Annotated in this window: 17 protein-coding genes; 8 read left to right on the top strand and 9 right to left on the bottom strand. The window is 69.5% G+C overall.

All coding sequences use genetic code 11. The features are described 5' to 3' along the window. Positions 1–26 precede the first annotated feature (26 nt). The 5 genes from DM194_RS20345 (at position 27) to DM194_RS20370 (ending at position 7814) form a co-directional block, all read left to right on the top strand. On the top strand, positions 27–1715 hold the full coding sequence (locus DM194_RS20345; protein WP_111069393.1) for a methyl-accepting chemotaxis protein: 1689 nt from the start codon (positions 27–29) through the stop codon (positions 1713–1715). Positions 1716–1944: 229 nt separating this feature from the next. Further along, on the top strand, positions 1945–4188 hold the full coding sequence (locus DM194_RS20355; RefSeq protein WP_111069394.1) for a hybrid sensor histidine kinase/response regulator: 2244 nt from the start codon (positions 1945–1947) through the stop codon (positions 4186–4188). Next, entirely contained in the window at positions 4185–5303 is a 1119-nt protein-coding gene (cheB, locus tag DM194_RS20360) for a chemotaxis-specific protein-glutamate methyltransferase CheB (RefSeq protein WP_176581474.1), read from the top strand. The genes DM194_RS20355 and cheB overlap by 4 nt, the downstream gene beginning before the upstream one ends. After that, entirely contained in the window at positions 5300–6067 is a 768-nt protein-coding gene (locus DM194_RS20365; RefSeq protein ID WP_111069395.1) for a response regulator transcription factor, read from the top strand. The genes cheB and DM194_RS20365 overlap by 4 nt, the downstream gene beginning before the upstream one ends. 175 nt (positions 6068–6242) lie before the next feature. After that, positions 6243–7814, top strand: coding sequence for an ATP-binding response regulator (locus DM194_RS20370; RefSeq protein ID WP_246024537.1), 1572 nt, complete (start codon positions 6243–6245; stop codon positions 7812–7814). 51 nt (positions 7815–7865) lie between these two features. Here DM194_RS20370 and DM194_RS20375 read toward each other — a convergent pair whose 3' ends face one another. The 9 genes from DM194_RS20375 to DM194_RS20415 all read right to left on the bottom strand — a co-directional run bounded on the left by DM194_RS20375 (position 7866) and on the right by DM194_RS20415 (position 18608). After that, a complete protein-coding gene (locus DM194_RS20375; protein ID WP_111069397.1) occupies positions 7866–8099 on the bottom strand; it encodes a nucleotidyltransferase domain-containing protein in 234 nt (77 codons plus the stop codon). A gap of 62 nt (positions 8100–8161) precedes the next feature. Further along, entirely contained in the window at positions 8162–9220 is a 1059-nt protein-coding gene (locus DM194_RS20380) for an osmoprotectant NAGGN system M42 family peptidase (protein ID WP_176581475.1), read from the bottom strand. Between the two features lie 60 nt (positions 9221–9280). After that, the gene (gene ngg, locus DM194_RS20385; RefSeq protein WP_111069398.1) at positions 9281–11041 is read right to left on the bottom strand and encodes an N-acetylglutaminylglutamine synthetase; all 1761 of its coding nucleotides are present in this window, start codon (positions 11039–11041) and stop codon (positions 9281–9283) included. Positions 11042–11157: 116 nt separating this feature from the next. Further along, positions 11158–12933, bottom strand: a complete 1776-nt coding sequence (locus tag DM194_RS20390) for an N-acetylglutaminylglutamine amidotransferase (RefSeq protein ID WP_111069399.1) — start codon at positions 12931–12933, stop codon at positions 11158–11160. 337 nt (positions 12934–13270) lie between these two features. Next, positions 13271–14767: a mechanosensitive ion channel family protein gene (locus tag DM194_RS20395; RefSeq protein ID WP_111069400.1), complete on the bottom strand. Its 1497-nt coding sequence runs from the start codon at positions 14765–14767 to the stop codon at positions 13271–13273. Positions 14768–14878: 111 nt separating this feature from the next. Then, positions 14879–15370, bottom strand: a complete 492-nt coding sequence (locus DM194_RS20400) for a BLUF domain-containing protein (protein WP_111069401.1) — start codon at positions 15368–15370, stop codon at positions 14879–14881. 173 nt (positions 15371–15543) lie between these two features. Next, entirely contained in the window at positions 15544–17298 is a 1755-nt protein-coding gene (locus tag DM194_RS20405; RefSeq protein ID WP_111069402.1) for a thiamine pyrophosphate-dependent enzyme, read from the bottom strand. 94 nt (positions 17299–17392) lie between these two features. Further along, the gene (locus DM194_RS20410; RefSeq protein WP_111069403.1) at positions 17393–18106 is read right to left on the bottom strand and encodes an extensin-like domain-containing protein; all 714 of its coding nucleotides are present in this window, start codon (positions 18104–18106) and stop codon (positions 17393–17395) included. Positions 18107–18113: 7 nt separating this feature from the next. Continuing rightward, on the bottom strand, positions 18114–18608 hold the full coding sequence (locus DM194_RS20415; RefSeq protein ID WP_111069404.1) for a GFA family protein: 495 nt from the start codon (positions 18606–18608) through the stop codon (positions 18114–18116). A 354-nt stretch (positions 18609–18962) separates the two neighbouring features. On the opposite strand from DM194_RS20415, the gene DM194_RS20420 reads away from it, so the two are divergent. From DM194_RS20420 to DM194_RS20430, 3 genes are read left to right on the top strand one after another with little or no spacing between them, the layout of a single operon-like run. After that, positions 18963–19511 carry a (2Fe-2S)-binding protein gene (locus DM194_RS20420; protein ID WP_111069405.1) on the top strand — a complete coding sequence of 183 codons (549 nt, stop codon included), beginning with the start codon at positions 18963–18965 and terminating at the stop codon, positions 19509–19511. Beyond that, the gene (locus DM194_RS20425) at positions 19508–20518 is read left to right on the top strand and encodes an FAD binding domain-containing protein (RefSeq protein WP_111069406.1); all 1011 of its coding nucleotides are present in this window, start codon (positions 19508–19510) and stop codon (positions 20516–20518) included. The genes DM194_RS20420 and DM194_RS20425 overlap by 4 nt, the downstream gene beginning before the upstream one ends. Further along, complete coding sequence (locus tag DM194_RS20430; protein WP_111069407.1) at positions 20515–22785, top strand: xanthine dehydrogenase family protein molybdopterin-binding subunit; 2271 nt, start codon at positions 20515–20517, stop codon at positions 22783–22785. The genes DM194_RS20425 and DM194_RS20430 overlap by 4 nt, the downstream gene beginning before the upstream one ends. Positions 22786–22860 lie beyond the last annotated feature (75 nt).

Raw genomic sequence — 22860 nt, forward strand, 5'->3', positions numbered from 1 at the left:
GAGCCGACCGGGGCTGGAGTCCGAGAATGAACATCAAAGTCGCGCACAAGCTGGTCCTGGGATTCGGCGTGGTCTGCGTCCTGACCGCGCTGCTGGCGCTGTACCAGATGGCGCGCTTTTCCGACGCGCTGACCGTCATCATGGCGGTGTCCAGCTACGACACCGAGGCGGCCAATCTGGTGACCGACGTCGGTAACCTGCAGGCGGAACTGCGCAGCACGCGCGAGGCCGCGCTGAACACCGTCTCCGTCGCCAATGCCGAAGGCAAGGTCGTGGACATCCCGACCATCATGATACCGCTGCAACGGCAGTATAACGAGGTCGGGGCGCAGCTGCGCGACACGCTGGGCCGGCTGCGCGCCCTGGTGGCGGAACGCTCCTCCTACAGCGTGACCGACAACCGCCGCAAGGGCTGGGTCGAACTGGACACCGCTGTCAACGAGATGAGCCGCGCCATCACCATGGTGGGCGACGAGGCGCGCACCATCTACACCCTGCTGGAGCGCAACCAAGTGCCCGAGGCGCTGCAGCGCCGCCAGCGGGTGGACGAGCTGCGCAAGAACATGGAGGCGCGCATCGCCGCCGCCCAGTCCGCCATCGACAACCTGACGGAGACCGGCCGCGGCGACATCCGGGCGATCTACAACTCGGCCATCAAGTCCTCGGTCATCGCGCTGGTGATCGTCTTCCTGATCGCGGTGGGCGTGGCCTATCTGATCGGCAGCTCCATCACCCGCCGGCTCGGCCGCGCCATCGACTTCGTCACCAAGGTCGGCCACGGCGACCTGACGCAGGAGGTCACGATCCACGGCAAGGACGAATTGGCCGTCCTGGGCCAGCACCTGAACGAGATGGCCGGCCGGCTGAAGTCGATGGCCCGCACCACCCGCGAGACCGCCGAGAGCGTCCACGCCGCCACCGCGCAGATCCGCGCCTCCACCCAGCAGCAGTCGGCCAGCGTCGCCGAGCAGCTGGCGGCGGTGGAGCAGACGACGGCCACCCTGTCGGAGATCACCGAATCCGGCGCCCAGATCAACCGCCGCGCCCAGGACGTCGCCCATGGCGCCCAGACGGTGGCGACCTCCAGCCATTCCGGCATGAAGGCGGTCGACGACACCATCCAGGCGATGGACGCCATCCGCGAACAGGCCGAGGCGGTGGCCGAGAACATCGTCATGCTGTCGGAACGCACCCAGGCGATCGGCGAGATCATCGTGACGGTGAACGACATCGCCGAGCGCTGCCACCTGCTGGCGCTGAACGCCGCCATCGAAGCGGCGGCGGCCGGCGAGCACGGCCGCACCTTCTCCATCGTGGCCGGCGAGATCAAGAGCCTGGCCGACCAGTCGAAGGAGGCGACCGCCCAGGTCCGCTCCAACCTGTCGGAGATCCAGCACGGCATCAACGCCTCGGTCATGCTGACGGAGGAAGCGGTCAAGCGCGTCGCCGCCGGCAAGCGCCAGACCGACGCCACGCAGTCCACCATCCGCACCATGGCCGAGAACATCCAGGAGAGCGTTCTCGCCTTCCAGCAGATCGTCGCCGGCACCAACCAGCAACAGATCGGCCTGGAGCAGGTGATCCAGGCGCTGCAGAACATCCGCGAGGCCAGCAGCCAGACCGCCGCCGGCACCCGCCAGCTGGAAGGCGCCGCGGCGAACCTGAACAACCTCGGCCAGGGTCTGGTCGAAGCGGTGCGGAACTACCGGGTGTGATGCGGATGTCTGTTTTCCCCTCTCCCCCTCACGGCATCGCACGTCGCAACAATCGCCCTCCCCCGCCCCGGGAGAGGGCGGGGCCCCCCGCCGTTGGCGTGGGGAGGGTGGGGGGTGGCGCAAGCGGCCCGAACCGCATGGCTCCTTGGGGTACCCCTCGCCCTTCCCATGCTTCGCATGGGCCCCTTCCCTCTCCCGGGGCGGGAGAGGGCGTCGTCCGGAGCGCCTGATGGACATCCGCCAGCGCCTGCTCGCGGCGTTCGAGCTTGAGCACAAGGATCATCTCGCGGTGATCCGCGCCGGGCTGCGCGAGGCCGAGGCGACGGGAGAGGCGCCGGACCTCGTCGACATCCATCGGCGCGCCCACAGCCTGAAGGGCGCCGCCCGCGCCGTCGACCTGCCGGAGGTGGAGGCGATCTCCCACCGGCTGGAGGCCGCCTTCATCGCGGTGCAGAAGGGCGAAGCGGTGCTTGACGCCGACGCCATCGCCGTCGTGCGGCGGGCGCTGGACGCCATCGAGGATCTGGTGGCCTGGTCGCTGCAGGGCGGCGAGGAGGTCGAGATCGGCGGGGTGATGACCGATCTCGACCGGCTGTCCGGCGGCCGGAACGGCGCCCCGCCGCCGCCCGCCCGCGGCACGGCGGACTCGGAGCCGTCGGCGCGGGCAAAGCGCCGGGCGCAACGGCCGCGCGGAGAAGCGGTCGACGCCGATTCCGCGGCGCTGGTCCGCATCGCGGCGCAAGGGCTGGAGCGGCTGTCGGAAACCGCTTCGGCCCTGCTGCCGGAGGTGGAGGCGCAGGCCGGGCTCGGCGAGGAATTGCGGGCGATGCGCCAGGAATGGCGGGCGCTGGACCGGGCGTGGCGCCATCTGCGGGTGCAGATCGGACGCGGCGCCCAGGTGGACAAGGACGCGGAGGCGCTGGACGGGCGCAGCGCCCTGCCGGCGCTGATGGCCTTCGAGCGGCGCTTCCGCGCGCTGGGCGGGGCGCTGGATTCGGCTCACCGCAGCCACGACCGGCTGCTGTGGTCGATGCGGCGCTGGGGCGGCGGCTTCCAGCAGGACATGCGGCGCCTGCGCATGCTGCCGGCGGAGAACCAGCTGGGCGGGCTCGGCCGCATGATCCGCGACATCAGCCGGGCCGAAGGAAAGGAGGTCGAGGTCGATGTGCGCGGGCTGGAGGTGGAAGCCGACCGCACCGTCCTGCAACGGCTGAAGGATCCGATCCTGCACATCGCGCGCAACGCCGTCAGCCACGGCATCGAGACGCCGGCGGAGCGGCTGGCTCTGGGCAAGCGGCCGGCGGCGCGCGTGACCATATCCGCGTCGGTGGAGGGAGCGCGCCTGCACCTGCGCATCGAGGATGACGGGCGCGGGCTGGACCGCGGCGCCATCCTGCGCAAGGCGGCGGAACGCGGGCTGATCGACGCCGACGAGCTGTCGTCGGGCGGGGAGATGCCGCTCGAACGGCTGACCGAATTCCTGTTCAATCCCGGCTTCTCCACCGCCGCCCGCACCACCGAACTGGCCGGGCGCGGCATGGGCCTGCCCATCGCCCGGCGGGAAGTGGAGCGGCTGCAGGGCAACCTGACCATCGCCGAGCGGCCGGAGGGCGGCACCGCCGTCACCATCGAGGTGCCGCTGAGCCTGTTGAGCCAGCGGCTGGTCTTCGTCGCCGTACAGGACCAGATCCTGGCGATCCCGTCGGCCGACGTGGTGCGGCTGCGCACGGCCGTCGCCGAAACGCTGTTCTCCGGCATCGGCACCCCGATGATCCGCATCGCCGATGAGGAAATCCCCGTCACTTCCCTGGCCGCGCTGCTGGGCATGGAGGCGCCGGTGGTGCCGAGCGCCGAGCGGTCGCTGTCGCTGGTCGTGGTGCGGGCGGCGGACCGGCGGCTGGCGCTGGCGGTCGACCGCTTCGTCGCCACGCGCGAGACGGTGGTGACCGCGGCGGAGGAGACCGGGCTCGATTCCGGACGTTATCTCGGCACCGTGCTGATGGACGACGGCGGGCCGGCGCTGGTGCTGAACATCCCCGGCCTGATGCCGCTGCCCGGAAGTGTTCTGCCCGCCCCGGCACGCCCTGCGGAGGAGGCCACCCCTGACCGGGCGCATATCCTGGTTGTCGATGACAGCATCACCACCCGCACGCTGGAAAAAAGCATCCTCGAAGCCCATGGTTATCGGGTGACGTTGTGCGTGGACGGGCGCGAGGCCCTGGAGCGCCTGTCGGAAGGGATGGAGGTTGGCCTGATCATCAGCGACGTCGAGATGCCGCGCATGGACGGTTTCGCCCTGTTGCAGGCGGTGAAGGCGGACAAGCGTCTGGCGGAGATCCCGGTGATCCTCGTCACCTCGCGCGCCAGCGACGAGGACCGCGAACGCGGCCTGCGGCTGGGCGCCGACGCCTACATCGTCAAGACGCGCTTCGACCAGAACGAGCTTCTGGCCGGCATCCGGCGGCTGCTGTGAGCGGGGCGGTCAAGCCGGGCTCCCGACGCATCCGTGTGCTGGTGGTCGAGGACAGCCCCGTCATCCAGCAGCTGCTCAGCCACGTCATCGGCGCCGATCCCCGGCTGGAGGTGGCGGGCATCGCGTCCAGCGGCGAACAGGCGTTGCGCATGATCGAGCGGTCGGCGCCCGACGTGGTGTCGCTCGACATCCGCCTGCCGGGCATCGACGGCTTCGAGGTGACCAGCCGCATCATGCGGCAGACTCCGCTGCCGATCGTGGTGGTGGCGTCGGACGTCCGCGACCTCGACATCCCGATGCGGGCGCTGCAGGCCGGCGCGCTGGCGGTGGTAGAGAAGCCGGGCAGCGTGGCGCGCGCCGATTACCAGACGGTGGCGCACCATCTCTGCACCCAGCTGGTCATCATGAGCCAGGTGAAGGTGATCCGCCACCGCATCACCGCCCGGCCGGCCCGGCCGGCGCAAGGGGCCGGTCCGGCGGAGGCTCCCGCCGACGTCCGGCTGCCCGAGGCGGCGGTGACGGCCGACGGACGGCTGCGGCGATTCCGCGCGGTGGGGATGGTGGCGTCCACCGGCGGGCCGGCGGCGCTGGCGCGAATCCTGAAGGATCTGCCGCCGAGCTTTCCCATGCCGGTCTTCGTGGTCCAGCACATGGGCGCCCCGTTCATGACCGGCTTCGCCAACTGGCTGGGCACCGTCTCCCCCCTGCCGGTGCGGTTGGGCGAGGCGGGGCTGGTCCCGCGGCCCGGCACCGTCTATGTGGCGCCCGGCGACCGCCACATGATGGTGGAGGGCGGCGCCATCCGGCTGTCCGACGACCCGCAGGTCTGCGGCCAGCGCCCCTCCGGCGAGGAGCTGTTCCGGTCGATGGCGCGCGCCTATGGCGCCGCCGGGATCGGCGTGCTTCTGACCGGCATGGGCGAGGACGGCGCGCGCGGATTGGTGGACATGCACAAGGTTGGGGCATACACCATTGCCGAACACGCCTCCACGGCGGTGATCCACAGCATGCCGGGCACCGCGGTGCGCCTTGGCGGCGCGGTGGAGGAACTGCCTCTCGACCGGGTGGCCGGACGGCTGCTGCAACTGACCTCCGACGATAAGATGGCGTCATGAACGGACTCCGCACCTTGGTTGTCATGGGTTCCCAGACGCAGGGGCTTCTGCTGAAGCTGCTGCTGGAGGAACGCGGCGTGGAGACCGTCTGCGTCGAAGGCGTGGAACCGGCCCTGGCCGAGATCGCCGGCAGTTCGCAGGATCTGCTGATCGTCGAGGGCGAGCTTGCCGGCCCGGACGGGCTGGCGGAGTTGCGGGCGCGCAGCGATGCCGCCGTGCTGGTGCTCGGCCGCGGCGAGGGGGAGCATGACCCGTCCGATCCCAAGGCGGTGGTGGAGAACGCCTGCGCGCTGCTGGAGCGGCGCAGCGCGCCGCCGACCGTCCCGGAGATTTTCCGCCGCGCCCGCATCCTGATCGTCGACGACAGCGCGACCTACCGCGAATTTCTGCGCGCCGAGCTGGAGCAGGAAGGCTGCACCGTCACCGCCGCCCGCAACGCCGACGAGGCGGTGGCGGCGCTCTCCGGCGGCGGGCTGGACTGCGTCATCCTGGACCTGGTGATGCCGGGAACCAGCGGCACGCAGCTCTGCGAGCGGTTCGACAGGTTCCGGCGCCAGCGCGGCCTGTTCTTCCAGATCGTCATCCTGACCAGCCAGGACGACGAAGAGCAATTGATGATCAGCCTGAATGCTGGCGCCGATGATTTTGTCGGCAAGGCGCAGGAAATGGATGTCCTGAAAGTCCGGCTGATGGCGCTGCTGCGCCGGAAGTACTTCGTGGAGGATCATCTGCTGCGACTGCCGCGGCCTTCACCTTCCGCATAGGAGGGAGTAGAGCCATCGTGTGATTTCACGATCCCGATCGTCCGTTTATTCTCTGCGGGCTTTTCAAAACTGTCCGACGGCCGAGCCGGTGCACATGGCGATCAGCCTCCAGCCCATTCACGAGACCTCGATCCCAAGAGACACCGACGCAATGCCCCGACCTTCGGCCAGCCCCATGTCACCGACCGATCAGCGTTACCGGGAGTGTCTGGACAATGCGCGGCGCGTCTGCGCCGCCGGTACGGTCCCGACCATGCTGGTGATCGGCGGACCGGAGATGGCCGCCGTCCGCTGCAACGAGCCGCTGGCCGCCCTGCTGAACCGCCCATGCGCCGCCACCCGTGACGAAAGCGGTCCCAGCCTGCTGCCCGGCGGCTGGGCGGCGGTGGCCGAGGCACTGCGCCCGCTCTTTGTCGACGAAACGGACGCGGCGGCGGCCGAACGGCCGGACTCGTTGCTGCTGAGCCTGCCGACCGACCCGCCGCTGACCCTGCGCGCCGCGCCGCTGCTGGTCGACGGACAGGTGGTGGGGGTGCTGGCCTCGGCGACGCTGGAGGGCGCCATCGCCCAGATGGCCGAGACCATGCGGGCGGAGGTTGCGCGCACCACCGCGGCGCGCTCCCGCTTCCTCGCCTCGGCCAGCCATGACCTGCGCCAGCCCTTCCAGGCGATGCGGCTGTTCCTGGACGCCCTGACCAGCCAGGTCGACGGCAATGCGCGGGCGGCCCGCACCGCCGGCATGCTGGCCAACGCCATGACGGCGGGCGAGCAACTGCTGAACGCGCTGCTGGACATCTCCACCCTCGACGCCGGGACGGTGGAGCCCGATCTCCAGCCGGTGTCGGTGGATGCGCTGCTGCAGTCGCTGGCCGAGGAATTCCGCCCGCAGGCGGAGGAGAAGGGATTGCGCCTGCGCGTCCATGTGCCGGACGCGGCAAGCGGAGCGGTCACCCGCAGCGACCCGATCCTGCTGGGCCGCATCGTCCGCAACCTGCTGGCCAACGCCATCCGCTACACCCAGCGCGGCGGCATCCTGCTGGGCCTGCGCAAGCGTGACGGACAGTGGCGCATCGAGGTGTGGGACACCGGCTTCGGCATCCCGCAGGACAAGCTGGACGTCATCTTCGACGAGTTCCACCAGTTGACCAACCCCAGCCGCGATCCCACGCGCGGCCTCGGCCTCGGCCTTGCCATCGTGCGACGGCTGTCGGTGCTGCTGCAGGCGCCGATCGAGGTGCAGTCGCGGTCGGGGCGCGGGTCCGTCTTCGCCGTCACCGTGAACCGGCTGGAGGGCGAGGCCCCGGCCGACACCCCGCTGGTGGGCCATCACCCAGACGGCGGCCCGTCGGGGGTGCCGCTGGACGGCATGCGCATCCTGGTGGTGGACGACGACAGCATGGTGCTGACCGGCCTGCTGCTGACGCTGGAAAGCTGGGGCTGCGCCTTCGTCTCCGCGTCGAACATGCGCGAGGTGTTCGCGGCGGTCGACGGTCTGGAGGGGCCGCCCGACGCGATCCTGACCGACCTCCGCCTGCCGGGGAAGGTCTCCGGCTTCGACGTGATCGACCGGGTGCGCAAGCTGTTCAAGGCCGACATCCCGGCGGTGGTGCTGACCGGAGAGACGGCGCCCGAATCCCTGCTGGAGGGCCAGCGCCGCGGCTGCGCCTTCCTGCACAAGCCGCTCCACCCCGGCGAGTTGCGCCGGGTGCTGGAGGAGGTGCGGCGGTACGGGAAGACGGTTTGCTAGGAAGAAGCGGCGAGACTTGCCGCATTCCTTTCCACCATGGACGGGATCAGGTCAGCCGAACCACCGCCGCAAGCAGCCTCTCCAGGATCGCCAGCGCTTGTGAGGCGGCGTATCGTCCTCGACGACCACGAACAGGTCATAGTCGCTGTCTTCCGTGGCATCGCCGCGTGCCTGGGAACCGGACAGGATCACCTTCCGCGGCTGGAAATGGGCGATGAGCGGACGAAACAGTTCGTCCGGCACAGTCGGCGCGGGAACATGGCCGTGTCGTTCGGCGCCCGCCATATCGTCCCCTGAAGCAACCCTAGTGACGCGAACCCCAGTCCAGCAGGCCCCTGCCGTCCCGCTCAATCCCGCGGCGGACTTTGCATGTACAGCACCAGCAGCCGCACGAGGCTTTCCAGCGCGTCGACATGGATGCGCTCGTAGCCGTGCGAGGCGTCGATGCCGAAGCAGACCAGCGCGGTGCGGATGTCGTTGCCGGCCTCGATGGCGGATGCGCTGTCGCAGCGGTAATAGCGGAAGATGTCGCGCTGGTGCGGGATGTTCTGCGCCTGGCACAAGGCCAGCAGCGAATGGGTCAGCGCCATGTCGAAGGGGCCGGTGCTGTCGGCCATGGCGATGGTGACGCCGTATTCGCTGCTGTTCTGGCCGGGGGCGGTGGTGCCGTTGTCGATGGTCACCATCTCCGCCACGTCCTGGTGCAGGATCGACGAGGCCCCGGACCCGACCTCTTCGGAAATCGTGAACAGCAGGTGGCAGTCCACCGGCAGGGCGGCTCCGGCCTCGACCACCGCCTTGGCCGCCCCCAGCATCACCGCCACCCCGGCCTTGTCGTCGAGATGGCGGGAGACGATGTAGCCGTTCTCCAGGAATTCCGGCTGCGGGTCGATGGCGACGAAATCGCCGATGTTGAAGCCGCGCTCCTCCAGATCCCGCCGGCTGGCGACTGGGGCGTCGACGCGCAGTTCCACCTGCTGCCAGTTGACCGGCTGGGTATCGACCTCCGTGTTGAAGGTATGGCCCGACGCCTTCAGCGGCAGGATGGTGCCGCGCCAGGGGCCGCGGTCGGTCAGCACGGTGCAGCGCGCGCCCTCGGCGAAGCGGGACGACCAATGGCCGATGGGGACCAGTTCCATCCGGCCATTGTCCTTCAGCATCTTCACCTGGGCGCCCAGCGTGTCGACATGGGCGACCAGCGCCCGGTCCGGGCTGCCCCGCACGCCCTTCAGGTCGGCCCGGATGGCGCCGCGCCGGGTCAGCTCATAGGAAATGCCCATCCGCTCCAACTCGGCGCAGCACAGCCGGACCACGTCGGTGGTGTGGCCGGTCGGGCTGGGCGTGGTCAGCAGCCGGTAGAGGATGTCGGTGACATAGCCCATGTCGATGGGCAGCGGCACGGCCATGGTTGGATTTTCCTCCTGCTGAGGCGCCTCTCTCCCCGGGAAGGAGAGAGGGAGGGCGTCCTAGAACACCCCCCGCGTCTGTGGAAACAGCAGGTCGACGAAACGTTCCGCCGTCGGCTGCGGTTCATGGTTGGCGAGGCCGGGGCGCTCGTTCGCCTCGATGAAGACGTAGCCTGGCCGGTCCGGCGACTCCACCAGCAGGTCGAATCCGACGACCGGGATGTCCAGCGCGCGGGCGGCGACCGTCGCCACCTCCACCAGTTCCGGGTGCAGGGCGTCGGTCACGTCGTGGATGGTGCCGCCGGTGTGCAGGTTGGCGGTCTTGCGCACCGGCAGCACCTCCCCCGCCGGCAGCACGTCGTCCATCGTCCGGCCGGCGGCGGCGAGGCAACGCTCGGTCTCGGCGTCCATCGGGATGTGGCTTTCCCCGCCGGTGGCGGCGGCGCGGCGGCGGCTCTGCGCCTCGATCAGTTCGCGCACGCTGTGGGTGCCGTCGCCCATGACCTCGGCCGGGCGGCGCACCGCGGCGGCGACCACCTTCTTGTCGATGACGATGATCCGCAGATCCTGCCCTTCGCAGAACTGTTCCAGCAGCACGGTGTCGCAATGCTGGCGGGCCGACGCGATGGCGCGCTCCATGGTCTCGGCGTCGCGGACGTCCACGGTGATGCCGCGGCCCTGCTCGCCGCGGGCCGGCTTCACCACGACGCGGCCGTGCGTCTCCAGAAAGGCGGCGTTCTCCGCCGGCTCCCCCGCCACCGCCTGGGCCGGGACGTTCAGGCAGGCGCGCTCCAGCACGCGGCGGGTCACCGCCTTGTCGTCGCAGCGGCTCATGGCGACAGCGGTGGTCAGCTCGCTGAGGGATTCGCGGCAGACCACGCTGCGCCCGCCCCAGGTCAGGCAGAAATAGCCGGCCTCCGCGTCCAGCACGTCGACGCCGATGCCGCGCCGCCGCGCCTCGTTGACGATGATGGTGGCGTAGGGGTTCAGCCGCTCGCCGGGCTGCGGGCCGGTGAACAGCCGCTCGTTGATCGGGTTCTTGGTCTTCAGGGCGAAAGCCGGGATGCGGCGGAAATTCAGCTTCTCATAGAGCGCGATGGCGTTCTCGTTGTCGTGCAGGACCGACAGGTCGAGGAAGGCGCGTCCGCGCGCCTGGACATGCTCCGCCACCGTGCGGACCAGCGTCTCGCCGATGCCCGGAAAGGATGCCTGCGGATCGACCGCCAGGCACCAGAGCGAGCTGCCGTTCTCCGGATCGCCGAAGGCATGGCCATGGTCCACCGCCGTCACCGAGCCGATGATCTCGCCGGTGGCGTCGTCGCAGGCGACGAAATGGGTCAGCACCCGGCTGTTGCGCGTCGCCACCAGGAAGGAGGAGGAGACCGGCACCATCCGCCGCCGGGCATAGATGCGCTGCACGCCTTCCGCATCCTCGCGCGTGCGCAGGCGGCGGACGCTGTAGCCCTTGGGCCGGCGCCGCGACGGGCGGTAGTCGGTCAGCCAGAGCCGGAAAGTGTGGGAAGGGTCGAGGAACAGCTCCTGCGGGGCGCGGGACAGGGCGACATGCGGATCCTGCAGGTAGAAGACGATGTCGCGGGTGCCTGGCGTCTCCTGCCGCAGGGTTTCGATCATGCGGTCGAGGTCGTCGAAGGTGTGGGCGAAGATCAGCCGGCCCCAGCCGCAATCCACCACCACGTCGGCGCGCGGCGCCTCGGCTTCCGTCTCTCCCGCCGGCGGACGGCCGGTATAGCGCCGGGTGTGGCGCAGGCTGGCGCTGGCGGCGCGTTCCAGCCGGTGCGGTTTGACGCGGGCGTAGCTCATTGGAATCCCCCTGATCGTCGGATGCGGCTCATCGCTCGGAAAACGCCGCCGGACGCGGATCGGTCCCGCGCCCGGTCAGGCCGGCCGACGGAGCGTTCTTCGTTTGGAATGGCCGCTTACAGGCCCTGTTCCTGGAACCAGAATTCCAGCAGCGCGACCTGCCACAGCTTCGACCCGCGCAGAGGCGTGATGTGGCGTTCCGGATCGGCCAGCAGCCGGTCCAGATAGTCGCGCCGGAACAGGCCGCGTTCGCGCGCGGCCGGGGCGTTCAGCACGTCGCGCACCAGTTCCAGGAAGGGGCCGCGCAGGTACTTCAGCGCCGGCACCGGGAAATAGCCCTTCGGCCGGTCGATCACCTCGGCCGGGACGACGCGGCGCGCCGCTTCCTTCAGGACGTATTTGCCGCCCTCGGCCAGCTTCATTTCGGCCGGGATGCGGGCGGCAAGCTCGACCAGTTCGTGATCGAGGAAGGGAACGCGCGCCTCCAGCCCGGCGGCCATCGTCATGTTGTCGACCCGCTTCACCGGATCGTCCACCAGCATCACCGTGGTGTCGAGCCGCAGCGCCTTGTCGACCGCCCGCTCGGCGCCGGGCATGGCGAACCGCCGCTCCAGCCAGCGGCGGGAATGGTCCTCGCCGAGGAAGCGGGGATCGAGCGCCTCCGCCATCTCCGCATGATCCCGGTCGAAGAAGACGCGGGCATAGTCGGCCACCCCGTCCTTGCTTTCCAGCAGCGGCGGATACCAGTGATAGCCGCCGAACACCTCGTCGGCGCCCTGCCCCGACTGCACCACCTTCACCTGCTTCGCCACCTCCTGCGACAGCAGGAAGAAGCCGATGTTGTCGTGGCTGACCATCGGCTCCGACATCGCGCGCACGCAGTCGCGCAATTCGGGCAGGGCGCGGGCGGAATCGACGAAGATGCGGTGGTGGTCGGTGCCGAAATGCCGGGCGACGATGTCGGAATACTTGAACTCGTCGCCGCGCTCGTCCCCCACCGTCTCGAAACCGATGGAGAAGGTCTTCAGCCCGCTCTGCCCGTTCTCGGCCAGCAATGCGGTGATGAGCGAACTGTCCAGCCCGCCCGACAGCAGCACGCCCACCGGCACGTCGGCGACCCGCCGGCGGCGCACGGCGCGGGTCAGCGTCTCCAGCACCAGTTCGCGCCAGTCGGCGAAGTCGCGGCCTTCGTCGCCGGCCTGCGGCCCGAAATTCAGCGACCAATAGGTGGTCTCGCGCCGGGTGCCGTCCGGCTCGACGACCAGGGTGGTGGCGGGAGGAAGCTTGCGCACGCCCTTCAGGATGGTGTGCGGCGCCGGGACGACGGCGTGGAAGCTCATGTAATGGTGCAGCGCCACCGGATCGATGTCGGTGTCGATGCCGCCCGACGCCACCAGGGCCGGCAGGGAGGAGGCGAAGCGCAGCCCGCCCGGAATGTCGGCGAGGTAGAGCGGCTTGATGCCCAGCCGGTCGCGGCCCAGCACGACGCGCCCGCTGTCGCGTTCGTGGATTGCGAAGGCGAACATGCCGTTCATGCGCTTGACGAAGTCCGGCCCCCAGGCGTGATAGGCCTTGATCAGCACCTCGGTGTCGCCGCCGGAGAAGAAGCTGTAGCCCAGCCCGATCAGCTCTTCGCGCAGTTCGCGGTGATTGTAGATGCAGCCGTTGAAGACGATGGCGAGGCCGAGGGCGGAGTCCACCATCGGCTGTTGCGACGCCTCGCTGAGATCGATGATCTTCAGCCGGCGATGGCCGAAGGCGACGCGGCCATGGGCGAACAGGCCGTGGCCGTCCGGCCCGCGCGCCGCAAGCCGGTCGCACATGGCCTGGACCGCCGCCGTGCTGGCGGCCTCGCCGGTTTTGAAACGAATCTCACCACTCAGTCCGCACATCGGCTGTCGAGCCTCCTCGTTGGTTCAGGACGAAGGGGCGCTCGACCCGCAAAAAGGGCCAAACACCGGGGGCGCCGGCTGCGGAATGCGGCCGCCACCCGTTGCGAGCGATCGTGGATGCCGGCCCTCCTCCCGCTCGATGCACCACCGGCACCCGCGCGGCATAACGGCCGACCACGCCCGAGGTTCCATGAAGATGAACGTCCCCGGCGCGATCGCTCACGGCCGGCCGCTGACCGGCCGGGACAGCTTAGATAGGGATTGCTCCCCAGCTTTGCCACAAAAGAGGGGTGGGCAGCGCCGCTTTTGCTGGGCGGACAGCGCCGCCCCTCCCCCTTCAGAGCTTGAAGAAGTTGCGCAACCGGGCCAGCAGCGCCTGCGTTTCCGGCGGCGGCGGCGGGGCGACGCCCTGCTGGCGGGCCCGCTGGACGGTGTTGCGGGACTGGCGGTCGGCCATCAGGTCGGCCAGCCGCTCGGCAAGCTGCGGACGCTGGCGCAGCACCGGGTCGAGATGGCTGCGCGCCAGTTCGTACACCACCGAATCCGTGCAGGCGACGACCGAGGCGCTGCGCGGCTGGCCGGTCAGCAGCGACATCTCGCCGAACACGTCGCCCGGCCGCAGCCGGGTCAGGTGGATCACGCCCGGCCGCCGGTCGCCATCGGCGGCCGGCTGGGGGGCGGCCGGCTGGGGGGCGGCCGTCTGGGTGGCGGCGCCCGGAGCGGCGATCTCGACGTCGAACGCGCCCTCCGCGATCACGAACAGCGATTCCCCGGCCTCGCCCTGGCGGACGGCGGCGGTGCCGGCCGGGAGATGGACCTCGCGCATGGCATCGGCCAGCGCCCCCAGCTCCTCGTCGTCGAAGGCGTCGAACAGTTGCAGCTGGCGCAGGAGGTTGTGCCGCAGCATGCCGGTGTCGGCCTGGACCGGCTGGTGCTGGCGAACCTCCTGCTTCGGACAGGCGGGCCCGATCCCGACGCGGGCGAGGTTGCCCAGCACCGCCGTCAGCACGGCATCCCGCACCAGCGCCGCCCGCCCGCCGTCGTCGGTCCAGAACCGGGCCTTGTAGGAAACGCCGTTGGGCGTCACCGCATCGACGATCACGTCGGGCCGCGGGGTGGGCAGAACGCCGTCGGCGCACAGCATGGCGGACAGCAAGATGCGCTTCGCGCGCTCGACCGGAACCTCCTGGTCCAGCATGATCGGCACGGAAACGCGGAAGGACGGGCTGGGACGGCTGAAATTGGTGAAGCGGCTGCCGGCGACGATGCCGTTCGGCACGATGACGGCGGTGCCGTCACCGGCGATCAGGCGCGTGGCGCGCCAGTTGATCTCGTCGACCCGGCCGGTCACGCCGGGCGACAGTTCCAGCCAGTCACCGATGTGGTAGGGGTGCTCGATGTTCAGGGCGATGCCGGCGAAGATGTCGGCGATGATGTTGCGGAGCGCGAAGCCGAGCACGGCGATGGCAACGCCGGAGGTCGCCAGCAGCCCGGTCACCGGCTGTTGCAGCACGAAGGCCAGGATCGCCAGAAGCGCGAAGCCATAGATGAAGAAGCGCAGCAGATCGGCCAGCAGCCGCGGGAAGCGGGGCGGCCGGGGCGTGCCATCGGGATTGGTGCCGCCGTTGCCGGCCGCCAGCAGGTCGATCAGGCGCGCCCCGCCCCAGGCCGCGATCAGCCAGGCGGCCGATGCGATGGCGATGTCCAGGCCGTTGCTGAGCGAACGGCCGATGACGGGATCCAGATGACCATGCAGCCAGGGCTTCGCGGCGACCAGGGAAGCCATCAGGGCCAGCAGCAGGACGGGGATGAACAGACGCCGCAAGGCGTTCATCGGACGGGGTTCTCCTCGACGACCGGCCGGCTTCGGCCAAGCGAGGTGCGACGATGGCACGAACAGGCGCCATCCCGTCAAGCGGACTATTTTCTCCCGCCGCCCTGGACTTCAGGCACCGGCCGACCGGCGGAGCGCCCGTGACGGACCCATCACGAAATCGCCGATCACCGGGTCGGCCCTGGCCACCTTGCCGGCGAAGGCATAGGCGCGGCACAGGACGGCCAGCGCGGTTTCCGGGTCGCAGCTCTTGCGCCGGAAGTCCTCGCCCCGGCGCAGGGAGGCGAATTCGCCGTCCCAGAAATCCGGGTTGTCCAGCGGCCCGAAATTCATCGCCCAGAAGCCGAAGCTGCGTTCCGGCTGCTCCCAGCGGCCGAGCATGGCGAGGTTCTGGTGCCGCCTGTCGCTGGAGATGCGGGCGAACAGGATGCCGACGGCGTCGGCCTCCCCTTCCAGCACCTGCAGGAAGGTGCCTTCATGTTCGATCAGGAAGCCGGTCACGCCGAGATGGCGGTTGTTGTAAGAGCTTCGCATGCAAATGTCGGCCAGCGCCGAAAATGGCAGCAAGGCGACGGCATCACTGCGATAGAGAAGAGTGAGCATCGGTTTCCTCCACCTCTTACCCCACCTGTGGGAATAATGATGGGAAAACCAATAATCAGTAACCCATTCTTTCGTCGATGGGCCGCCGCACCTGCGGACATATCCGGGATGGCAGTGAGGCGGATTACCGCTCAGTGCCAATCCCGACTTGACGACACCCGGACGACCTTCCCTCAGATGATTTCCCGTGCGCGGCCCTTGAACACCGTGGCGGCGATCTTCAGTGCGTCGGGGGTGCCGCGGGCCAGCGCCTCGGCGAAATGGGCGGCCTGCTTGGCCTTCACCTTGGGCGGCATCGGCGGCTCGTTGCCGTCCACCAGGCAATCGACCACCACCGGGCCGGGATGGGCCAGCGCCGCGTCCAGGATGGCGCCGCAGTCCTTGGGATCGCGGATGGTGAAGCCCTTGCCGCCGCAGGCCTCCGCCACCTTGGCGAAGTCGATGGGGTGCAGGTCGCAGGCATATTCGGGATTGCCCAGCATCACCAGCTGCTCCCACTTGATCTGGCCCAGCGAGCTGTTGTTGTTGATGATGACCTTGACCGGCAGATCGTACTTCACCGCCGTGACGAAATCGGCCATCAGCATCGAGAAGCCGCCGTCACCGACATAGGCGATCACCTGCCGGTCCGGGTAGGCGATCTGCGCGGCGATGGCATAGGGCAGACCCGGCGCCATGGTGGCGAGGTTGCCGGACAGCGAATGCATCTGGCCGCGCTTCACCGGGATCTGCCGCGCCCACCATGTGGCGATGGTGCCGCTGTCGCACGCGACGATGGCGGTGTCGCTCAGCCGCTTGCCCAGTTTCCACGCCGCCACCTGCGGCTTCATCGGCATGTCCTGGCGGGTGCCGCGTTCCTCCATCAGGCGCATCCATTCGGCCTTGCCGGCCTGCGCCTGCTCCAGGAAGCTGCGGTCCTCGTGCGGCTGCACCCGCTCGGTCAGGATATCCAGCGCCAGCCGGCAATCGCCGACCAGCCCGGCCTCCACCGGGTAGCGCAGCCCGATCCGCGATGCGTCGATGTCGATCTGGATGCCGCGGGCCTGATCCGGCTTCGGGTAGTATTCGATGTAGGGGAAAGTGGAGCCGGCGATCAGCAGCGTGTCGCAGGTCTCCAGCGCGGTCTGCGACGGCTCGGTGCCCAGCAGCCCGACGGAGCCGGTGGTGTAGGGGCTGTCGTCCGGCACCGCCGCCTTGCCCAGCAATGCCTTGACGATCACCGCTCCGGTCTTCTCCGCCAGCCGTTCCAGCTGGTCCGTGGCGTTCAGCGCGCCCTGTCCGGCCAGGATGACGATGCGCTTGCCGGCGTCCATGATCTCCACCGCTCGGCGCATTTCCGCCTCCGACGGCACCGGCAGTTCGGGGGCGAACAGGGCGGTGTTGTGGCCCTTGACGTTGCGCGGCGCCCGCATGTCGTCGCCGGCCGCCTGCTCCTGCAGATCGACCGGGATGGTGATGTGGGCGACGCCGCGGTTTGCCAGCGCGGTGCGGCAGGCGAGCGTCGCGATGTTGCGGACATGGGCGGCGCCCATGATGCGCTGGTTGAAGACCGATACGTCCTGGAAGACCTTGTCCAGTTCCACGTCCTGCTGGGTGTGGGTGCCGACGAGGTCGTGATATTGCAGCCCGGTGATCGCCAGCACCGGCTGGTGGTCCAGCTTGGCGTCGTAGAGGCCGTTCAGCAGATGCAGCCCGCCGGGGCCGGAGGTGGCGAGGCAGACGCCGAGCCTGCCGGTGTACTTGGCATAGCCGCAGGCGGCGAGGGCGGCGGCTTCCTCGTGCCGGACCTGGATGAATCGGATCTCGTCCTTGCGCTGGCGGAACGCCTCGACCAGGCCGTTGATGCCGTCGCCGGGCATGCCGAAGATGGTGTCCACCCCCCAATCCACCAGAACGTCCACCAGGATGTCGGCTGCCGTGCGTGCCATGGGCTTCTCCCTTGCCGGATCGTGTCGCGTCGTATCGAGCCCAGCAACAGGAGGCAGGTGGGGCGGTTCCCTCGGTCCCTCCCTCATTGGCCCCTCATCGGCAGGTGTTGAAGGCGCCCATGTCCAGGTGGAAGTGGTTGCGGTGCGCCTCGTTGTAGTCCGGCCCCAGCACCACGCCGAAGAAGCGGCAGGCGCCGTCGCGCACGTCGCGCAGGAAGGCGGCCTTGCGGCCGTCGCCGTCGCTGACCCAGTCGTTCAGAACGCTGATCCGCGTGCCGTCGGCCAGCACGAAGCCGCCGATGTCGATGGCGTTGGCGCTGGCATGTTCGCTGCGCCGCCCCCCGGCCCGGCCATAGACGTTGCGGCAGGCATAGGTGCCGAGATGCTCGACACGCGCCACCTTCCGGCCGAAATGCTTCTGCGCCGCCGGCTGCAGGGCATGCGCCTCGAACAGGGTCCAGGCGGCGGCCAGCCCACAGGTGGCGATGAAGCCGCTGCTGAAGGTGAGGTCGGAGCGCGACACCCGCACCACCCCCTGCAAGGCGCAATTCTCGTCGGAGGGCCGGTCGGGGACGGGGGTGAAACGCAGGCCCGTGCCGTCGAGCGCCGCCCGGCACTGCTCGGGATCGCGCTTCAGCCGCGCCAGCTTGAATCCGGTCAGCCAGTCCGGCTCCGCCCGCAGGTCGAGCGGAGCCCAGGGGTCGTAGCGGGGCGGCACCACGATCAGCCCGCCCCACACCCCGGCCGCCGCCCCGGCCAGCGCCAGCAGGACCAGCAGCGCCAGCCATCGCAGCAGCCTTGCCGTCATGGGCCGTCTAGCGGTCCAGCAGCCCGTGGCGGCGGTGCCAGTCCTCCAGGGATTCCTCCGGGTACTGGGCGAAGTGGACGTCGTTCGGACCGCTGGGAACCTCCACCCACGGCGCCTTGAAGTCCAGCATGATGTGGACGCGCTCCGGCGGGGTCGGCAGCGGCGTGTCGATGGCCGAGGCGAAGGGGTGGACCAGTTCCGGCCAGGCCGGATCCTCCGCCCACAGCGCGGTGCCGCAGTGCTTGCAGAAATGACGGTGCGACGAGCCGGGATGGGTCTGCCCGGGATGGTCGGGGTCGTCGATGGGCGCGCGCCACGTCTCCACGGCCTCGCGCCCCTCAACCTCCAGCGTGTCGGCATCGCCGCCCAGGTTGATGGCGTAACCGCCGCCGCCGGCGCTCTTGCGGCAGATCGTGCAGTAGCAACGCATGTAGGGCACCGGCGTCGGCGAGTTCAGCGTGAAGCGGACGGCGCCGCAGCGGCAGGAACCGGAAAGCTTCATGACAGGGGTCTCCACGATGGGATGCCCTCTCCTGCCTTTCGCACAAACTTCGTTTGTGCTGATGGCGTCAGGCGGATCAAAGATCCGCTGAGAGCCCCGGGAAAGAGAGGGGACCCACCGAAGGTGGGGAGGGTGAGGGGGAATCCAAGAATCCCGAACCGCATGGATCCTCGGATCACCCCTCACCCTTCCCATGCTGCGCATGGGCTCCTTCCCTCTCCCGGGGCGGGAGAGGGTGCTGATCCGCTCGCCGAGGGAACGCAGCGGAAGGGCGGCTGTTACCCCCTGCAAGCCAAGACGCGCCACCGCACCCCCGTGGCCGGCGGCGCCCCCCTGCCAGCAGTCGGAGCGGTCATGTCCCAGCCAACAGGCCCAGCATCCCAGGGCCATGCCCACACGCAGCCGGCACCGCCGCCGGAAGCATTGGAAGTCACCCTGACCCTCAACGGCAGCCGCAGGACACTGCATGTCGCCCCCTGGACCAGCCTGCTCGACGCGCTGCGCCTGCATCTCGACCTGACCGGCACCAAGAAGGGCTGCGACCATGGGCAGTGCGGCGCCTGCACCGTGCTGGTCGACGGTCGGCGGATCAACTCCTGCCTGACGCTGGCGGTGATGACGGACGGGCGGAGCGTCACCACCATTGAAGGGCTGGCCGGCGGCGACACGCTCCACCCGCTGCAGGAGGCCTTCATCGAGCATGACGCCTTCCAGTGCGGCTATTGCACGCCGGGCCAGATCTGCTCGACCGTCGGCATGCTGGAGGAGGGCCACGCCAGAACCGACGACGACATCCGCGAGTTGATGAGCGGCAATCTGTGCCGCTGCGGCGCCTATCCCAACATCGTCGCGGCGATCCGGCAGGTGATGGACACGCAACCCAAGGACGGAGGCGCGCCGTGAGGGCCTTCTCCTACGACCGTCCCGACAGCGTCGATGCGGCGCTGCGCCGCGTGGCGGGACAGCCGGGCACGACGACCGAGGCCGCGGTGAAGTTCGTCGCCGGCGGCACAAACCTGCTGGACCTGATGAAGGCCGACGTGATGCGGCCGGAGCGGCTGGTCGACATCTCGCGCCTCGGTCTCGACCGCATCGAAGAGACGGCGGACGGCGGGCTGCGGCTCGGCGCGCTCGCCCGCAATTCCGACACCGCCTATGACGAGCGGGTGCGGACGCGCTATCCGATGCTGTCCAAGGCGATCCTGGCCGGGGCATCGGCGCAGCTGCGCAACATGGCGACCAACGGCGGCAACCTGCTGCAGCGGACGCGCTGCTATTACTTCTACGACACCGGCACCCCCTGCAACAAACGGGAGCCGGGGACGGGCTGCGGCGCGCTGACCGGCGTCAACCGCATCCATGCCATCCTCGGCGCCAGCGACAAGTGCATCGCCGTCCATCCGTCCGACATGTGCGTGGCGCTGGCCGCACTCGATGCCGTGGTGCGCGTCAGCGGGCCGAAGGGCGAGCGGAGCATCCCCTTCGCCGATTTCCACCACCTGCCCGGCGACACCCCGCACATCGACAGCACGCTGGCCGCCGACGAGCTGATCACCGCCATCGACCTGCCGGCCCCGGGCTTCGCCAAGCATTCCACCTACCTGAAGCTGCGCGACCGCGCCTCCTACGCCTTCGCGCTGGTGTCGGTGGCGGCGGCGCTGGAGATGGACGGGCAGACGATCCGCACCGGGCGGCTGGCTCTCGGCGGCGTCGCCCACAAGCCCTGGCGCGATGCGGCGGCCGAAGCCGAGCTGGCCGGCAAGCCGGCTTCGCTGGAGACGTTCCGCGAAGCGGCGCGCGTGCTGCTGCGCGATGCCAGGGGCCATTCCCACAACGCCTTCAAGATCGGACTTGCCGAGCGCGCCATCGTCCGGGCGCTGGCCGAAGCCGCCGGAGTGGAGCACCCATGATCGCCAAACCGAGCATTCCCGCCCCCCTGGAGAATCCCGGTGCCCAGATCGGCAAGCCCGTCAGCCGCGTCGACGGCCGGCTGAAGGTGACCGGCGGCGCCAAATACGCCGCGGAGTTCAACACGCCCGGCCTCGCCCACGGCTATATCCTGTCGAGCGCCATCGCCCGCGGGCGCATCCTCAGCATGGATACCGCCAAGGCGCTGGCCCTGCCCGGCGTCCTCCAGGTCTTCACCCACGAGAACCGGCCGGGCCTGCCCTGGTTCGACCGCAAGTGGAAGGACGACGACGCGCCCACGGGGGCCCCCTTCCGCCCGCTGTACGACGCGACGATCCACCATTCGCTCCAGCCCATCGCCCTGGTGGTGGCGGAGAGCTTCGAACTGGCGCGCTACGCCGCCCGCCTGATCCATGTCGTCTATGAGGCGGAGGAGCACCGGACCGACCTGCACGCGGCGCAGGCCCACGCCTTCACGCCCGGCAAGGACAAGGGCGGGTTCCAGCCGCCGCCGAAGCCGCGCGGCGACGCCGACCGGGCGTTGGCCGAGGCGGAGGTCAGCGTCGACCTGCATTTCACCCAGGCGGTCGAGCATCACAACCCGATGGAGATGCACGCCTCCACCGTCATCTACCACAATGACGGCACCCTGACCGTCCATGACAAGACCCAGGGACCGCTGAACACCCAGACCTATGTCTGCAACGTCTTCGACCTGTCGAAGGACGCGGTGCGGGTGGTCTCCCCCTTCGTCGGCGGCGCCTTCGGTTCCGGCCTCAGGCCGCAGCATCAGCTGTTCATGGCGGTGCTGGCGGCGACGACGCTGAAGCGTTCGGTGCGGGTCGAGCTGTCGCGCCCGCAGATGTTCAGCTTCGGCCACCGCCCCGAAACGCTGCAGCGCGTGGCGCTGGGCGCCCGCAAGGACGGCACGCTGACCGCCATGATCCACGAGGCGGTGCAGGAGACCTCGCAGAGCGAGAACTATGTCGAGGTCGTCGTCAACTGGTCGGGCCAGCAGTACAAGTGCGACAATGTCCGGCTGGACTACAAGCTGGCGCGGATGGACACCCACACCCCGCTCGACCAGCGCGCCCCCGGCGCCGCCACCGGCGTCCCGGCGCTGGAGATCGCCATGGACGAGCTGGCGGCCAGGCTGGGCATGGACCCGCTGGAACTGCGGCTGAAGAATTACACCGAGGTCGATCCCAACACGGACAAGCCCTTCTCAAGCAAGGAGCTGCGCGCCTGCTTCCAGCAGGGGGCGGAGCGTTTCGGCTGGCACAGACGCAATCCCGTTCCGCGGTCGATGCGGCAGGGGCGGCAGCTCATCGGCTGGGGCGTGGCGTCCGGCGTGTGGGACGCCATGCAGGGGCAGGCCGCGGCGTCCGCCCGGCTCGGCATCGACGGCACGCTGACGGTGGGCAGCGCCACCGCCGACATCGGCCCCGGAACCTACACGGCGATGACCCAGATCGCCGCCGACACCCTGGGTCTGCCGATCGGCAAGGTGTCGTTCCAACTGGGGGACAGCAACCTGCCGATGGCACCGCTGCAGGGCGGATCCTGGACGGTGTCGTCGGTCGGCTCCGCGGTGAAGGCGGTGTGCGACCGGCTGCGCGGCAAACTCGCCGGTCTGGCCGTGGGGCTCGATGACGGGCCGCTGAAGGGGCTGAAGGCCGAGGATCTGGTCTTCGCCGACGGCTTCCTGATCGCCAGGGCCGACCCGTCCCGGCGGATGTCGATCACCGAGGTGATGCGCGCCAGCGGCCTGCTGGTGCTGGAGGACGAGGCGCGCTCCATCCCCTATTACAGGTCGCAGATGCGGCACACGCTCGGCACCCACTCCGCCATCTTCGCGGAGGTGCGGGTGGACGAGGATCTCGGCACCGTGCAGGTGACGCGGGTGGTCAGCGCGGTCGCCGCCGGCCGCATCATCAACCCCAAGATGGCGCGCAGCCAGGTGCTGGGTGCCGTGGTGTGGGGTATCGGCATGGCGCTGGAGGAGGAGTCGCTGACCGACCAGCGGCTCGGCCGCTTCATGAACCACGATTTCGCCGAATACCACATCCCGGTGAACGCCGATATCCACGACATCGACGTCATCTTCGTCGAGGAGCATGACGAGATCGTAAACCCGCTGGGCGCCAAAGGGGTCGGCGAGATCGGCATCGTCGGCGTCCCCGCCGCCATCGCCAACGCGATCTACCACGCCACCGGCAAGCGCCTCTGCGACCTGCCGATCACGGTGGACAGGATTTTGGGGACGTAGAGCGCAAACCTCCCTCTCTCCAGAACGAGCCCCTCTCCCCTTGTGGGAGAAGGGCATCCGAAGCGAAAGGTCGTC

Origin of the sequence: Azospirillum ramasamyi (genome assembly GCF_003233655.1) — a bacterium.
Lineage (GTDB): Bacteria > Pseudomonadota > Alphaproteobacteria > Azospirillales > Azospirillaceae > Azospirillum > Azospirillum ramasamyi.

What these genes read in the sequence shown, in the direction of transcription:
- DM194_RS20380 (WP_176581475.1), bottom strand. Translation starts at nt 9,220, where the DNA reads ATGGCCGTGCCGCTGCCCATCGACATGGGCTATGTCACCGACATCCTC.
- DM194_RS20405 (WP_111069402.1), bottom strand. Translation starts at nt 17,298, where the DNA reads ATGGCACGCACGGCAGCCGACATCCTGGTGGACGTTCTGGTGGATTGG.
- DM194_RS20395 (WP_111069400.1), bottom strand. Translation starts at nt 14,767, where the DNA reads ATGAACGCCTTGCGGCGTCTGTTCATCCCCGTCCTGCTGCTGGCCCTG.
- DM194_RS20420 (WP_111069405.1), top strand. Translation starts at nt 18,963, where the DNA reads ATGTCCCAGCCAACAGGCCCAGCATCCCAGGGCCATGCCCACACGCAG.
- DM194_RS20370 (WP_246024537.1), top strand. Translation starts at nt 6,243, where the DNA reads ATGTCACCGACCGATCAGCGTTACCGGGAGTGTCTGGACAATGCGCGG.
- DM194_RS20415 (WP_111069404.1), bottom strand. Translation starts at nt 18,608, where the DNA reads ATGAAGCTTTCCGGTTCCTGCCGCTGCGGCGCCGTCCGCTTCACGCTG.
- DM194_RS20355 (WP_111069394.1), top strand. Translation starts at nt 1,945, where the DNA reads ATGGACATCCGCCAGCGCCTGCTCGCGGCGTTCGAGCTTGAGCACAAG.
- DM194_RS20410 (WP_111069403.1), bottom strand. Translation starts at nt 18,106, where the DNA reads ATGACGGCAAGGCTGCTGCGATGGCTGGCGCTGCTGGTCCTGCTGGCG.
- DM194_RS20345 (WP_111069393.1), top strand. Translation starts at nt 27, where the DNA reads ATGAACATCAAAGTCGCGCACAAGCTGGTCCTGGGATTCGGCGTGGTC.
- DM194_RS20390 (WP_111069399.1), bottom strand. Translation starts at nt 12,933, where the DNA reads ATGTGCGGACTGAGTGGTGAGATTCGTTTCAAAACCGGCGAGGCCGCC.
- DM194_RS20430 (WP_111069407.1), top strand. Translation starts at nt 20,515, where the DNA reads ATGATCGCCAAACCGAGCATTCCCGCCCCCCTGGAGAATCCCGGTGCC.
- DM194_RS20375 (WP_111069397.1), bottom strand. Translation starts at nt 8,099, where the DNA reads ATGGCGGGCGCCGAACGACACGGCCATGTTCCCGCGCCGACTGTGCCG.
- ngg (WP_111069398.1), bottom strand. Translation starts at nt 11,041, where the DNA reads ATGAGCTACGCCCGCGTCAAACCGCACCGGCTGGAACGCGCCGCCAGC.
- DM194_RS20365 (WP_111069395.1), top strand. Translation starts at nt 5,300, where the DNA reads ATGAACGGACTCCGCACCTTGGTTGTCATGGGTTCCCAGACGCAGGGG.
- DM194_RS20400 (WP_111069401.1), bottom strand. Translation starts at nt 15,370, where the DNA reads ATGCTCACTCTTCTCTATCGCAGTGATGCCGTCGCCTTGCTGCCATTT.